Source organism: Rhodanobacter panaciterrae (assembly GCF_014651895.1).
GTDB lineage: Bacteria > Pseudomonadota > Gammaproteobacteria > Xanthomonadales > Rhodanobacteraceae > Rhodanobacter > Rhodanobacter panaciterrae.
Window position 1 is genome coordinate 1844769 of the sequence record NZ_BMXT01000001.1, and the last position, 13440, is coordinate 1858208.

Consider the following 13440-nt stretch of genomic DNA (forward strand, 5'->3'; position numbering starts at 1 on the left):
AAAGCCGGCGCGCAGCGCCACGATCGCCTCCTCTCCCCGGAGGGGAGAGGATTGAGGAGAGGGGCCAATCTTGCAGCGAACCCCACACAGGTATCAGCTGGCATGCGCTGCGTCGACTTCGTGCCCGTGGTCGCCCACCGTCCACAGCCGCTCCAGGCCGTAGAACTCGCGGATGCGCGGCAGCATCACATGGACGATCACGTCGCCCAGGTCGACCAGCACCCATTCGCCTTCCTGTTCGCCTTCCACACCCAGCGGCATCACGCCCGCCTTCTTGGCGAACTTGCTGACTTCGTCGGCGATGGATTTGACGTGACGTGCTGAGGTGCCGGAGGCGATGACCAGCAGGTCGGCGATGGAGGTCTTGCCACGAACGTCGATCTCGCGAACGTCCTTGGCTTTCAATTCTTCCAGCGCGTCGATGACTGACTTGCGCAGGGTGGCCGTGGTGACGGACTTGTTCGTACGGGCAGTACTCAAGAGGAGGAGCCTCAGGTGTGATCGCAGCGCGAAATGGCGCGGGCGCAGTATAACCGCCTGCCGTCAAGGCTGCTCTGGGCACCGCTCAGGGTGCCTGCAGCCGTCTGGCCAGCCGGTATTCGTGCATCAGGCGCGCTACCAGCTCGGCCGCCGGCTGCGGCCGCACCAGGCCGGCGGCCTGCCCGCACCATTCGGACAGCAGATCACCGCGCCCGGCCGCCGCCGCAGCCCGGCGCAACGGCGCGGTGAGCGCGTTCAGGACCGGATACGGCAACCCCTCCAGCGCTTCCGGCATCGCCTCGACGAAACGGTTGCGCAGGCCGCGGGCCGCGCGGCCGGAGAAACCCCGGATCGTGGTGACCTGATCGGCCTCGACATGCGGCAGATCCCGCTTCCATGTCTCGGCCGCCGAACACTCCGGGCAGGTGAGAAAGGCGGTGCCCAGTTGGCTGGCCGCCGCGCCAAGGACTTCCGCCGCCAGCATGCCGCGACCGTCCATGATGCCGCCGGCGGCGATCACCGGCACCTCACTTGAGGACTCCGCCAGCGCACGCACGGTGAGCGGCAGCAACGCGAACAGGCCGATCATGGCGTCCTCGGCCTCGTGCAGGAAGGTGCCGCGATGCCCGCCGGCCTCGGCGCCCTGCACGCATACCGCGTCCGCACCGGCGGCGGCCCAGGCCCGGGCTTCGGTAACGGTGGTGGCGGTACCGATCACGTAGATGTCGCGCTGCTGCAGCTCGCGCAGCTGCGCCGGATTGATCAGGCCAAACGCAAAACTCGCCACCGCCGGGCGCGCCTCGCACAGCGCGGCAAACTGCTCAGAGAAGCGCGGCGCCCAGCGCGTCGGCAAGCTGGTACGCACATCGAGACCTTCACGCGCCATCAGGGCATCGAGTTGTTCGCGTGCCTTCGCCACCGCGGACATGTCCGCATCGAATTCATCGGGCAACACGAACAGACCGATCGCGTAAGGCCGATCGCCGAGTGCGCGGACCTGCGCCGCCTGCTCGAGAATCGCCTGCGGCTCCAGGTAACCGGCGCCGAGCGAGCCCAGGCCGCCCGCATTGGATACGGCCGCCACCAGGGCCGGCGGCGACGAGCCGGACATCGGCGCCTGGATCAGCGGATGCTCGAGCCCAAGTCGGCTGGCGAATGGTGAGCTCATGTCGGGTGGCCTGCAGCGTTGGAAGATTCAAGTATCCACCGCTGCCGCACCCAGCAGAAGCCGCCGACAGGTAGCGCCGCAACAGCGCTCCTGTCAGCGGCCGTGAATCAGCCGCCGGAGTTCATCGCGTCGCTTTTCATGGCGTCGCCCTTCATCGCGTCCTTTTTCATCGAGCTCTTTTTCATGGCGCCGTGCTTCATGCCGCCCATCTTCATCGAATCATGCTTCATGGAGTCGGCCTTCATGGCATCGTGCTTCATCGAGTCCTTCGACATCGCGTCGTGCGACATCGCGGTGCTGGAGCTGGCGGCCATCGCGTCCTGCGCGAATACCGACGTAGTGGCGAGGCCGCAGCACATGGCGGCGACAAGAAGTGTGGCGAGGCGTGCGTTCATCGGGAAAGTCCTGATAAAGAAAGGGATGGAGACAGTCATGCCGTCTCCATCCCTCCATTCGCCTCCGGCCAATCCACGGTTACATCGTTCGGACAAGCGCTGGCCTAGCCACCCTGCCCGGCCACGATATTCACCGTGATCGCGATGATGAACACGTTGAAGAAAAACGAGATCACGCTGTGCAACAAGGCCACGCGTCGCAGATAACGACTGGTGATCTGCACGTCAGAGACCTGAAAGGTCATGCCGATCACGATCGCGAAATAGGCGAAGTCCCAGTAGTCCGGTTCGGGCGTATCGGGAAACTCCAGTCCCGCGTGCTTCTCGCCAAGGTCGCCGTAGAAACCATGCGCATAATGGATCGCGAACATGGTGTTGAGGAATAGCCAGCTCAGCACCACGCTGAGCGTTCCCACGCCCAGTGCCAGCAGCCCCCCGCCCTTGGCCGCATGCAGCTCGCTGCTCAGCGCCACCAGCACCACCGTCGACAACACGATGCCGCTCCACAGGATGCCCCAGCGTCCGGTGTCCTGCGCCCGCGCCTGACTGCGCATGTGCGACGCAGAGCAACGATTGAACATGCGCGCAAGCATGCTCAGAAACACCACGGCGGCCAGATCGAACGCCAGCAGGATGGCGGTGGCCACGCGCAGCTTCATTTCCACCAGCACGACGCTGGCCACCAGAAAAATGATCAGCGACACGATCATCCGCGGCCGCGCTTTCACATAATGGAAAGGCCGCCAGCGGCGTTTCTTCCGAGGGACCGTCACGCCTGATTCGTCGCTACTCACGCAAGCCTCCATGGCGCAACCATCGGCGCCGGCACGCAGCGATCATAACGGGAGTTTCAGGCGCACAGCGCGCGATATTCCGGGTGCCGCCCGATCCACACGGCGGCGTACGAGCACGCGGGCACGACCTTCCAGCCTTCGCTGCGCGCCGCTTCGAACGCGGCCTGCACCAGCGCCGACGCGATGCCACGTCCACCCACCTCGGCAGGCACGCCGGTGTGGGTGATCGTCATCACGTCAGCAGTCAAGGTGTAATCGAGTTCGCATTCAACGCCATCCACCTGCGTCTCGAAACGATGGGCGGCGCGATCGTGCTGGATGGCAAACGGCATGTGGGCTCCGCGCATGAAGACAAACCACAAGCATACGGCGTACCTGGGGCAACCGCGCGTGAAGCCTTATCGCCGATACGTTCGCGCCAGCTGCATGAACCGTCCGGCACAGTCGTAGTTTGTTTGCCATCGCTCAACAGGAGCATTCCATGAAAAAATCCGCATCCGCCCACTGGTCCGGCGGTATCAAGGATGGCCAGGGCACGATCTCGACGGATACCAAGGTGCTGCGCGAGGCGCCGTACGGTTTCAAATCCCGCTTCGAGGACGGCCCCGGCACCAATCCGGAGGAGCTGATTGCCGCGGCGCATGCCGCCTGTTACTCGATGGCGCTGTCGCTCGGATTGGGCAACGCCGGCCTCACCGCCGACAGTATCGACACCCAGGCCACTGTAACGCTGGAGAAGGACGGCGACGGTTTCTCGATCACTGCCGTGCAACTCGACTGCAAGGCCAAGGTGCCCGGCGCCGATGCGGCCACCTTCGACCAGATCGCGCAAGCCACCAAACTCGGCTGCCCGGTCTCCAAGGTACTCAAGGCCACCATCACGCTGAATGCCTCGCTGGATACCTGAAACATCTCTCGGCGGCTTGTGCACGGCACCACGCTAGACTTGCAGGATGCCCTCGCCGCCGAATTTCCTCAGCCGTATCGCCCGCGAACCGATTCGCCCGGTGCGCGCCGCGATCCGCCATTGGGTGCTCAGTGCCTTCCCGCGCGCCGATACCGGCAGCATCGATTACGACCATCCACACGGCGACCCTGGCCTGTTCGGGCCGGATAGCGCGACCTGGCGCGTGCACTCGGACTTTCCCGGCATGCTGGCCGGCGGCCTGGCTGCACTAACGCTACAGACGCTTCACCCACTGGCGCTGGCCGGTGTATGGGATCACTCCAATTTCCGCGGTGACCTGCTCGGGCGCTTGCGCCGCACTACCGCGTTTGTCGGCGGCACCACCTATGCCCCGCGCGCGCAGACCGAGGCACTGATCGAACACGTGCGACAGATCCACACGCATATCACTGGACATGGCGAGGATGGCCGTCCGTATGCCGCGAATGATCCCGCGCTGCTGACCTGGGTGCATGTCACCGAGGCGTACAGCTTTCTGCAGGGTTATCGCCGCTATAGCCATGTGACCCTTCCGGCAGATGCGGCTGATCGCTACTACGACGAGGTGCGGCGGATTGCCGAAGCGCTGGGCGCCCACGCGGTACCCGCCTCGGAACAGGCCGTCAACGACTACTTCCAGCACATCCAGCCCGAACTGGCTTATACCGAACGCTCGCGCGTGGTGCTCGAACTGTTGTCGCAAGTGCGCCTGCCGGTACCGGCGGCGGGACTGTCGCGTGACCTGTTCCTGCATGCCGGCGCCGCGCTGCTGCCGGACTGGGCGACCGAACTGCTGGGCCGCACACCACGGCAACAGCGCCAGGCACGACTGGCCGCCCACGCACTATGGACGATCGCGCCAGTCTTTCGCGCCGCACTGAAGGACGGCATCGCCAGCCGCGCCTGCCGGCGCATGGACGTGCCAGCGGAGCAATTGCAGCACTGGGCGTAGATCTGCGGCGACAGGCCTGGCATTGACAGCCCCTCGCTATCGGCTAACGTCCCATGGACATGTCAGTCAGGGGCGCCTGTGGCAATACTCATTCCGACCCGCAACAGCTGCCTGCCGCGCATGACCGGCGGCGAGAAACGCGTTTCCGAACGACTGGAACAGAAGCTCGAGGACGACTACCTGCTGTGGTACGACGTGCCGGTCGGTGTGAAACAGCGTCATCCGGATTTCGTGGTGTTCCACCCGCGCCGTGGCCTGCTGGTGCTGGAAGTGAAGGACTGGAAGGCCGACACCATCCGCCATGCCGACAGCACCCAGTTCACCCTCGTCACCGAACGCGGCTTGACCAAAGAGACCAATCCGCTGCTGCAGGCGCGCGCCTATGCATTGGAAATCGGCGTGGTGCTGGAGCGCGATCCCGCGATGCGCCACCCGGAAGGTTCACGTTACGCCGGCAAGCTGATCATGCCGTGGGCGTGGGGCGTGGTGCTGGCCAATATCACCCGCAAACAATTCGATGAGGGCGCGCTGGGCGAAGTGCTGCCCGAGCATCTGGTGATCTGCCGCGACGAGCTGTACGAGACGGTCGACGCCGAAGCGTTCCAGGAGCGCCTGTGGGCGATGTTCCCGCAGGTGTTCCCGGTGGCGCTCACCCTGCCGCAGATCGATCGCCTGCGTTGGCACCTGTTCCCCGAGCTGCGGGTCGAGCCCGGCAGTGGCCAGTTCGGCCTGTTCGGCCCCACCGCCGCGGCGGTGCGTCCGCTGGAGATTCCCGACCTGGTCAAGGTGATGGACTCGCAGCAGGAACAGCTGGCGCGTTCGCTCGGCGACGAGCACCGGGTTATCCACGGCGTGGCCGGCTCCGGCAAGACGATGATTCTCGGCTTCCGCGCGATGCAACTGGCGCGCGAGATGGGCAAGCCCATCCTGGTGCTCTGCTACAACAAGACGCTGGCTGCGCGGCTCGAGCAGCTGATCGGCGAGCGCGGCCTCAGCGACAAGGTGCAGGTCTACAACTTCCACAAGTGGTGCCGCAAAATGCTGGTGGCCTACCACGTGGATCTGCCCGCGCAGGGCAGCAAGGATTTCTTCGAGCAGATGGTGCAAAACGTCATCGCCGGCGTGGATCGCGGCCAGATCCCGCGCTTCCAGTACGGCGCCGTGCTGGTCGATGAAGGTCACGACTTCGAGCCGGACTGGTACAAGCTGATCGTGCAGATGATCGACCCGGCCACCAATTCGCTGCTGGTGCTGTACGACGACGCGCAGAACATCTACGGCAACGCCGATCGTCGCAAGATCAGCTGGAAGAGCCTCGGTGTGCAGGCGCAGGGCCGTACCACCATCCTCAAGCTCAACTACCGCAACACGCTGGAAATTCTCTCGGTGGCGCGCGCGTTTGCCCAGGACCTGCTCACCTCGCGCGGTGAGGACGATGATGGCGTACCGTTGATCGCGCCGGAAAGCGCCGGCCGCCGCGGTGCCGTACCCGAACTGGTGCGCACCGACACCGCCGGTGCCCAGCTCGACGTACTGATCGCACGACTGCGCGATGAGCACGCCAATGGCCGCCCCTATTCGGACATGGCGGTACTGTTCCGCAACCAGTGGGAAGGCGAAAAACTGCACGAGGCATTGCAGCGCATCGACCTTCCCAGCCGGCTTGCCGACAGCAGCGGCAAGCAGACGCTGTTCGTGGTCGAGGACAGCGTCAAGCTGGTCACCATGCATTCCAGCAAGGGCCTGGAGTTTCCGTTCGTGATCATCCCCGGCCTCGGCTCGCTGCCCAAACCCGGCCAGAGCGAGGCCGACGAAGCGCGCCTGCTCTACGTCGCAATGACCCGCGCCACCGAACATCTGTTGCTGATCCACCATGACGATTCGGTCTTCAGCAAACGCATCCGCGACTCGATCAATGAGGTGCAGGGGCAGTTGGAGCGTGGCGTTTAAAAGGATCGCGCATATGGAAAAGAAGAATATTGAGTCGCGTCAGCTCAACATGGCGTGGTTCTCCGCCTCGTTGACCATCATTGTCATGCTGCTTTGGGGTATCTATGGGAGCAATGCGATCCGTGATGCCAATGGCGAACGTCCGCCCATGTTGGCCGCTTGGTTTTTTGCACTGATCGTTATCGCGTTACTCCGTCCTGCCCTACGTCATCATTTCAAGACACGTCGCCCGAAGTGATATTTGCTTTACCGAGCACGGGAAGGAGCAGACTTGCACCATGCAACCCGTATCGACAGGCACCCATGACACGCAGGTACTGATCGTCGGCGCCGGTCCCACCGGACTGGTACTGGCGCTGTGGCTGACCCGGCTCGGCATCCGCGTGCGCATCATCGACAAGGCCGCCGAAGCGGGCACCACCTCGCGTGCGCTGGCCGTGCAATCGCGCACGCTGGAGTTTTACCGGCAGCTAGGCATCGCCGATGCGGTCGTCGACGGCGGCGTCACGATTGCCGGCATCAACCTTTGGGTCAAAGGCAGCAAGGCCGCGCGGGTGCCTTTCCGGCAGATCGGCGAAGGCCTGAGCCCGTTTCCCTCGGCGCTGGTGTTTCCGCAGGATGCCCACGAGGGACTGCTGATCGAGCGGCTGCAGGCGCTGGGCGTGACCGTGGAGCGCCAGACCGAGCTGCTGCGCTTCGATCAAGACAGTGCCGGTGTTCACGCCACGCTGCGACAACCCGATGGCACTGAAGTGAGTTGCCGCGCGGCCCATCTTGCCGGTTGCGATGGCGCGCGCTCGATCGTGCGCGAGGTTCTTGGCTTCGCCTTTCCCGGCGGAACCTATACGCAGCGCTTCTACGTCGCCGACGTGGATGCGACAGGCCCGGTCACCGATCACGAACTGCATATCGATCTCGATGACGCCGATTTCCTCGCGGTGTTTCCGCTCAAGGGTGCCGGCCGCATACGTCTGGTCGGCACGGTGCGCGAGCCCGCTGACGAAAACAGCGCATTGACGTTCGACGACGTCAGTCCGCGCGCGATCGCGCAACTCCAGCTCGGCATCGCGAAGGTGAACTGGTTCTCGACCTACCACGTGCACCACCGGGTTGCGCCGTCCTTCCGGCAGGAGCGTGCGTTCCTGCTGGGCGACGCCGCGCATATCCATAGCCCGGCCGGCGGCCAGGGCATGAACACCGGCATCGGCGACGCCGTGAACCTGGCGTGGAAGCTCGCCGCCGTGCTGAATCACCAGGCTGCCGACAGCCTGCTCGACACCTACGAAGTCGAACGCATCCGCTTTGCCCGCCGGCTGGTCGCCACCACCGACCGTGGATTCACCCTGGCCACCAGCGAGGGTGCGCTCGCGCGACAAGTGCGCACCCGGCTGATTCCATTGATTGCACCGCTGCTGTTTCGCTTGCCATCACTGCGCCGATTCCTGTTCCGCACGATGTCGCAGATCGGCATCAAGTATCGGTACAGCACGCTGAGCTCTGGCAGCACCGGCAGTGTGCACGGCGGCGATCGCCTGCCATGGGTGCGCACAACCACCGGACACGACAATTTCGATCCGCTCACGTCGCTGGCGTGGCAAGTGCATGTCTACGGCGAGACAAGCGCGGAGCTGACGGCGACCTGTGCCGAATACCAACTTCCATTGCATGTCTTCACATGGAATGCCGACATGCCACGCGCCGGCCTCATGCTCGATGCCATTTATCTCATCAGGCCGGATGGCTACATCGCGCTTGCCGCTGCTGACGGCAAGCCACAACGACTGCGCGACTATCTGCTGACGCGATACGGTGACAACAACCCGGCGTCGTCGAACAACCCTGCCGGCAGCAGATAGCGCGGCTCGCGCCCATCGACGAGCAGCTCGCGAATACGCGTGGCGGAAATTTCCAGCGGAGTCACCGCCAGCTCGATGAGCTTGCCGGCGGGCAGTCCACGCAAGGCAGACACATCAGCCGTGCGGCAGCCAGCTACCTCGCGTTCCAATGCGTCTGGCCACGTGGCGTCCACGCCGGGCCGGCTCAATACGCCGATATGCGCAACATCGAACAGCTCGCGCCAGCGATGCCATGTCGCCAGATTCGCAAACGCATCGGCGCCGATCAGCAGCACCAACGGGCGTGCACCCTGCTCTTCCCGCAACTCGATCAAGGTGTCGATCGTGTACGACGGACCTTCACGTTCCAGCTCGCGAGTATCCAGCGTGAGCCGCGACTGCCCCTGCAAGGCGGCACGCAGCATTGCCACACGCTGCGCGGCCGAAGCGGTCGGTGGCGGTTTATGCGGCGGCACGTTGGCCGGCATAAGGTGTACGTCGGCGTCGAGCAGTTCGGAGGCTTCCCACGCCACGCTCAAATGCCCCAGGTGCACCGGATCGAAGGTGCCCCCGAAAATGGCGAGGGGTTTCACGCCAGTGCCTTGGCCGCGCGCGGTTCGGCAATCGCGGCGATCAGCCGTTCGGCTTCCTGCCAGGGGTTGCCGCTCTCGCGGCCCTTGACCATGCGGTCGATACGCGAAGCGCGCGCGAGACATTGCAGCCAGTGCTCGCGCGGAGCACGGCGCAGCGCCTGACGGAACAGTTGCTCGCGTGCCTGCCACAAGTGTTCGGTACGGATCTGCGCAGCGAGGTCATGCGCGTTGGCCAGGCGCAAGGCCAGTTGCAGTTGATTGACCAGCCAGCCCATCAGCGCCAGCAACTCGTCGCCTTCGGAACGCAAGCCGGCGAGGATGCGCAGCGCGCGTGCACCATCACCGATAAAGGCGGCATCGGTGAGCTTGAACACGTCATAGCGGGCGCTGTCGGCGACCAGGTTTTCCATCTCGGCGGCATCGATGCGGCGCGCATTCGGCTGGGCATCGCCGTCCGGCGCAGAGCCGCGCAGGATGGCGAGCTTGTCGATTTCCTGCGCAGCGGCGAGCAGGTTGCCTTCGACGCGCTCGGCCAGCAGGCCGATCGCGTCAGGCGTGGCAGACAGACCGCGCGAAGCCAGCCGCGCGCCGATCCACGCACCCCACTCGTTCGGCCGTGGCGCGTTGAACACCACCATCGTGCCGCTGGCGTCGAGCTTCTTGCTCCACGCGCCGTCGTGCTTGTTGCTCCACTCCATCGCGGTGATCAGCAAGGTCACGTCCGGCGGCGGGTCGGCACAGAACGCATTGATCGCCTTCGCCCCTTCGGTGCCGGGGCGACCGGTAGGCAGGCGCAGATCGATCAGGCGACGGGTGGCGAACAGCGACATGCCGGCGGCGGAACGCGCCAGGTCGTCCCAGTCGAAATGCTGGGTGACGTCAATCACCTCGCGTTCGCTGTAACCCAGTTTCTTCGCCTGCGCGCGCAGCGCATCGGCGGCTTCCAGCACCAGCAGCTCCTCGCCGGCGAGCAGGTACACCGGCGCCAGACGGTCAGCCGTCAACGCCTTCTGCCACTGACCGAAACTGAGCGGCATCAGTGTGTGCTGGCAGCGCTCGCCGGGGCGACCAGCCCGTGCTTGCCGGCTGCCTGCAGGCGGAACAGGATCGCCTGCACCATGTCGCCGTTGAGGCTGTGCTGGATCTCCTGCACCTGCGAGGCGTTACCGACCGTGTTGGTGGCGTCGTAGCTGTATTCGCGAGACATATTGATGTGCTGCAGCGGGATCAGCAATTTGCCGTCGGGACCGGTCACGTCGAACTGCACCTGATAGTGCACCGAGTATTCGGTGATCCGCACGTAACCGCCATTGGTCAGCGAGTCGGTGCCGAACGTCGCCGTCGGCACACGCAATTCGGCAATGCCGGCACCGCTGTCGTCTTCGACGGTGACGCCGGAAGTCTCCAGCGCACGGGAAAGCATGCGCGGGAATTCGCCGCCACCAGCAACGTTGAGGTGGATACGTTGCAGCGTCGGCGGCAGTGCCGCGCTCTGACGCAGATGGAAACCGCAGGCGGTCACGGCAAGCACCGACATCAGCAGCAGCGAAGCTTGAAACAGGCGGCGCGCTTTTATGAAGCTCATGGATTTCATCCTGCGACGATGTTGACGATCTTGCCGGGAACCACGATGACCTTGCGCACGCTCATGCCTTCCAGGAAATGCACCACCTGCGGCTGCGCACGCGCCGCGGCCTCGGCTTCCTCCTTCGAGGCAGTCGCGGCGAGTTCGATGGTAGCGCGCAACTTGCCGTTGATCTGCACTGCCAGGGTAACCGTGTCACGCACCAGCGCGGCCGGATCGACCTTCGGCCAAGGCTGATCCTCCAGCACAGTCTCGGCGTGGCCAAGCACCTGCCACAGCGCATGGCTGATATGCGGCACCACCGGATTGAGCAGCAGCACCATCGCTTCCAGCGCCTCATGCCGTACCGCGCGACCCTGCTCGCTCTGGTCGCTGAACTTGCTCAACGCGTTGAGCAGCTCCATCAGCGCGGCGATCGCGGTGTTGAACGCATGGCGCCGGCCGAAATCGTCGCTGACCTTCTGGATCGTTTCGTGCAACTGACGCCGCAGGGTCTTCTGGCCCGCATCCAGCGCCGCCGGATCGGTGACCGGATGGTCAGGATTCGCCGCATGCGTGGTCACTTCGCGCCACAACCGCTTGAGGAAGCGCGCCATACCTTCGACGCCGGCCTCGCTCCATTCCAGCGACTGCTCCGGCGGCGCGGCGAACATCGAGAACAGCCGCACGGTGTCGGCGCCGTACTTGCCGACCATGGTCTGCGGGTCGATGCCGTTGTTCTTCGACTTCGACATCTTCTCGGTGCCGCCGATGTGTACCGGCTGGCCATCAGACTTCAGCGTTGCGCCGATCACGCGTGCCTTGTCGTCGCGCTGGATCTCGACCGCGGCGGGATTGATCCAGTCCTTCGAGCCGTCGGCGTTGTCGCGGTAGAACGTCTCGGCGATCACCATGCCCTGGCACAGCAGGTTCTGCGCCGGCTCGTCCGAATGCACCATGCCCGCGTCGCGCAGCAGCTTGTGATAGAAGCGGAAGTACAGCAGATGCATGATCGCGTGTTCGATGCCGCCGACGTACTGGTCGACCGGCAGCCAGTAGTTGGCGCGCTCGTCGATCTGCGCGTTCGCGCCGGGGCTGGTGTAGCGCGCGTAGTACCAGCTCGACTCCATGAAGGTGTCGAAGGTGTCGGTCTCGCGCTCGGCCGGACCACCGCATTGCGGGCACACGCACTTGCGCCATTCCGGGTCGGCCTTGATCGGCGACTGCACGCCGCTGAATGCCACGTCCTCGGGCAGCACCACCGGCAGCTGGTCTTCCGGCACCGGCACCGCTTCGCACTTCGGGCAGTAGATCACCGGGATCGGACAGCCCCAGTAGCGCTGGCGGCTCACGCCCCAGTCGCGCAGGCGCCAGTTGACCCGGCGCAGGCCGTTGCCTTCGGCTTCGAGCCTGCCGGCGAGAAAGTCGAACGCCTCGCGATAATTCTTGCCGTCCAGTTCGCCGGAGTTGACCACGCGCATGTCGGGGCGCGTCTTGTCGGAGTACCAGTCTTTCCAATTCGCCGGATCGTAGGTTTCGTCGCCCGCGGCGATCACCTGCTTGATCGGCAGGTCGTACTTGTGCGCGAATTCGAAGTCACGCTGATCGTGTCCTGGCACCGCCATCACCGCGCCAGTGCCGTATCCCATCAGCACGAAGTTGGCGACCCACACAGGCAACTTCTCGCCGGTGATCGGATGCACGGCGAACAGGCCAGTGGCCATGCCGCGTTTTTCCTGGGTTTCCAGTTCGGCCTCGGAGACACCACCGTGCTTCAGCTCGTCGAGGAAGGCGGCAAGCTTCGCATTGCCCTGCGCCGCCTTCAGCGCCAGCGGATGCTCGCCGGCGATCGAGACGAAGGTCACGCCCATCAGCGTGTCGGGACGCGTGGTGAACACGGTCAGCGGTTCGGCCTCGCCTTCCACCGCGAAGTGGATTTCCAGACCCTCGCTGCGACCCAGCCAGTTGCGCTGCATGGTCTTCACCGCGTCGGGCCAGCCCGGCAGCGTGTCCAGGCCATCCAATAGTTCCTGCGCGTAATCGGTGATCTTCAGGAACCACTGCGGAATCTCGCGCTTTTCAACGATGGCGCCGGAGCGCCAGCCGCGACCGTCGACCACCTGCTCGTTGGCCAGCACGGTCTGGTCGATCGGATCCCAGTTCACCACCGCGTTCTTGCGGTACGCCATGCCCTTCTTCAGCAGGCGGGTGAACATCAGCTGTTCCCAGCGGTAATAGTCCGGCTTGCAGGTAGCGAATTCGCGCGACCAGTCGATCGCATAGCCCAGCGACTTCAGCTGGCTGCGCATGTGGTCGATGTTGGCGTAGGTCCACTTCGCCGGCGCGGTGTGGTTCTTGATCGCGGCGTTCTCGGCGGGCAGACCGAACGCGTCCCAGCCCATCGGCTGCAGCACGTTCTTGCCCTGCATGCGCTGATAGCGGCTGATCACGTCGCCGATGGTGTAGTTGCGCACATGGCCCATGTGCAGCGCACCGGACGGATACGGCAGCATCGACAGGCAGAAGAACTTCGGCCGCGAATTGTCTTCTTGCACCTCGTACGCATGCTGGGCATTCCAGTAACCCTGCGCGGCGGTTTCCACCGCCTGCGGGCGGTAGCCCTGTTCGGCAGCGCCGCCCTCTTCGGGGCCGCCCTGATCAAAGCTGCCCTGATTAAGCGTTTTCGGGTCTTGAATGTCCTGCATGATTCCTGGCGCCATGATGCGATTGTCGCAGCCGGGCAATCGCCGACCGCAGTGAACT

At 64.6% G+C, this 13440-nt stretch carries 14 protein-coding genes; 5 read left to right on the plus strand and 9 right to left on the minus strand.

Going from position 1 to position 13440, the window contains the following annotated elements:
- Positions 1–93: 93 nt before the first annotated feature.
- From rsfS to IE071_RS08615, 5 genes are all read right to left on the minus strand, one after another.
- Entirely contained in the window at positions 94–480 is a 387-nt protein-coding gene (gene rsfS / locus IE071_RS08595) for a ribosome silencing factor (protein WP_189440672.1), read from the minus strand.
- Between the two features lie 85 nt (positions 481–565).
- Positions 566–1648 carry an NAD(P)H-dependent flavin oxidoreductase gene (locus IE071_RS08600; RefSeq protein WP_189440673.1) on the minus strand — a complete coding sequence of 361 codons (1083 nt, stop codon included), beginning with the start codon at positions 1646–1648 and terminating at the stop codon, positions 566–568.
- A gap of 107 nt (positions 1649–1755) precedes the next feature.
- Complete coding sequence (locus IE071_RS08605) at positions 1756–2043, minus strand: pentapeptide MXKDX repeat protein (protein ID WP_189440674.1); 288 nt, start codon at positions 2041–2043, stop codon at positions 1756–1758.
- 104 nt (positions 2044–2147) lie between these two features.
- Positions 2148–2753 carry a DUF1345 domain-containing protein gene (locus tag IE071_RS08610; RefSeq protein ID WP_229792804.1) on the minus strand — a complete coding sequence of 202 codons (606 nt, stop codon included), beginning with the start codon at positions 2751–2753 and terminating at the stop codon, positions 2148–2150.
- 140 nt (positions 2754–2893) lie between these two features.
- The gene (locus tag IE071_RS08615) at positions 2894–3169 is read right to left on the minus strand and encodes a GNAT family N-acetyltransferase (protein WP_189440676.1); all 276 of its coding nucleotides are present in this window, start codon (positions 3167–3169) and stop codon (positions 2894–2896) included.
- Positions 3170–3318: 149 nt separating this feature from the next.
- Here IE071_RS08615 and IE071_RS08620 point away from each other — a divergent pair, with 149 nt between their 5' ends.
- From IE071_RS08620 to IE071_RS08640, 5 genes are all read left to right on the plus strand, one after another.
- On the plus strand, positions 3319–3744 hold the full coding sequence (locus tag IE071_RS08620; protein ID WP_189440677.1) for an OsmC family protein: 426 nt from the start codon (positions 3319–3321) through the stop codon (positions 3742–3744).
- Between the two features lie 46 nt (positions 3745–3790).
- On the plus strand, positions 3791–4735 hold the full coding sequence (locus IE071_RS08625) for an oxygenase MpaB family protein (protein WP_189440678.1): 945 nt from the start codon (positions 3791–3793) through the stop codon (positions 4733–4735).
- Positions 4736–4813: 78 nt separating this feature from the next.
- On the plus strand, positions 4814–6685 hold the full coding sequence (locus IE071_RS08630; protein ID WP_229792805.1) for a 3'-5' exonuclease: 1872 nt from the start codon (positions 4814–4816) through the stop codon (positions 6683–6685).
- Positions 6686–6698: 13 nt separating this feature from the next.
- Entirely contained in the window at positions 6699–6923 is a 225-nt protein-coding gene (locus IE071_RS08635; protein ID WP_189440679.1) for a hypothetical protein, read from the plus strand.
- A gap of 40 nt (positions 6924–6963) precedes the next feature.
- Entirely contained in the window at positions 6964–8541 is a 1578-nt protein-coding gene (locus IE071_RS08640; RefSeq protein WP_189440680.1) for an FAD-dependent monooxygenase, read from the plus strand.
- On the opposite strand, the gene nadD is transcribed toward IE071_RS08640, so the two are convergent.
- From nadD to leuS, 4 genes are read right to left on the minus strand one after another with little or no spacing between them, the layout of a single operon-like run.
- The gene (gene nadD / locus IE071_RS08645) at positions 8475–9113 is read right to left on the minus strand and encodes a nicotinate-nucleotide adenylyltransferase (protein ID WP_189440681.1); all 639 of its coding nucleotides are present in this window, start codon (positions 9111–9113) and stop codon (positions 8475–8477) included. The genes IE071_RS08640 and nadD overlap by 67 nt on opposite strands.
- Complete coding sequence (gene holA / locus IE071_RS08650) at positions 9110–10150, minus strand: DNA polymerase III subunit delta (protein WP_189440682.1); 1041 nt, start codon at positions 10148–10150, stop codon at positions 9110–9112. The genes nadD and holA overlap by 4 nt, the downstream gene beginning before the upstream one ends.
- Positions 10150–10698, minus strand: a complete 549-nt coding sequence (locus IE071_RS08655; RefSeq protein ID WP_189440683.1) for an LPS-assembly lipoprotein LptE — start codon at positions 10696–10698, stop codon at positions 10150–10152. The genes holA and IE071_RS08655 overlap by 1 nt, the downstream gene beginning before the upstream one ends.
- A gap of 5 nt (positions 10699–10703) precedes the next feature.
- Positions 10704–13382: a leucine--tRNA ligase gene (gene leuS, locus IE071_RS08660; protein ID WP_229792806.1), complete on the minus strand. Its 2679-nt coding sequence runs from the start codon at positions 13380–13382 to the stop codon at positions 10704–10706.
- Positions 13383–13440: the final 58 nt, after the last annotated feature.

Excerpts from the sequence above, each read along its gene's own strand:
- IE071_RS08655 (WP_189440683.1), bottom strand. The coding sequence starts at position 10,698 with ATGAGCTTCATAAAAGCGCGCCGCCTGTTTCAAGCTTCGCTGCTGCTG.
- IE071_RS08615 (WP_189440676.1), bottom strand. The coding sequence starts at position 3,169 with ATGCCGTTTGCCATCCAGCACGATCGCGCCGCCCATCGTTTCGAGACG.
- IE071_RS08600 (WP_189440673.1), bottom strand. The coding sequence starts at position 1,648 with ATGAGCTCACCATTCGCCAGCCGACTTGGGCTCGAGCATCCGCTGATC.
- holA (WP_189440682.1), bottom strand. The coding sequence starts at position 10,150 with ATGCCGCTCAGTTTCGGTCAGTGGCAGAAGGCGTTGACGGCTGACCGT.
- IE071_RS08635 (WP_189440679.1), top strand. The coding sequence starts at position 6,699 with ATGGAAAAGAAGAATATTGAGTCGCGTCAGCTCAACATGGCGTGGTTC.
- IE071_RS08605 (WP_189440674.1), bottom strand. The coding sequence starts at position 2,043 with ATGAACGCACGCCTCGCCACACTTCTTGTCGCCGCCATGTGCTGCGGC.
- IE071_RS08620 (WP_189440677.1), top strand. The coding sequence starts at position 3,319 with ATGAAAAAATCCGCATCCGCCCACTGGTCCGGCGGTATCAAGGATGGC.
- leuS (WP_229792806.1), bottom strand. The coding sequence starts at position 13,382 with ATGCAGGACATTCAAGACCCGAAAACGCTTAATCAGGGCAGCTTTGAT.
- IE071_RS08625 (WP_189440678.1), top strand. The coding sequence starts at position 3,791 with ATGCCCTCGCCGCCGAATTTCCTCAGCCGTATCGCCCGCGAACCGATT.
- IE071_RS08640 (WP_189440680.1), top strand. The coding sequence starts at position 6,964 with ATGCAACCCGTATCGACAGGCACCCATGACACGCAGGTACTGATCGTC.
- IE071_RS08610 (WP_229792804.1), bottom strand. The coding sequence starts at position 2,753 with ATGATCGTGTCGCTGATCATTTTTCTGGTGGCCAGCGTCGTGCTGGTG.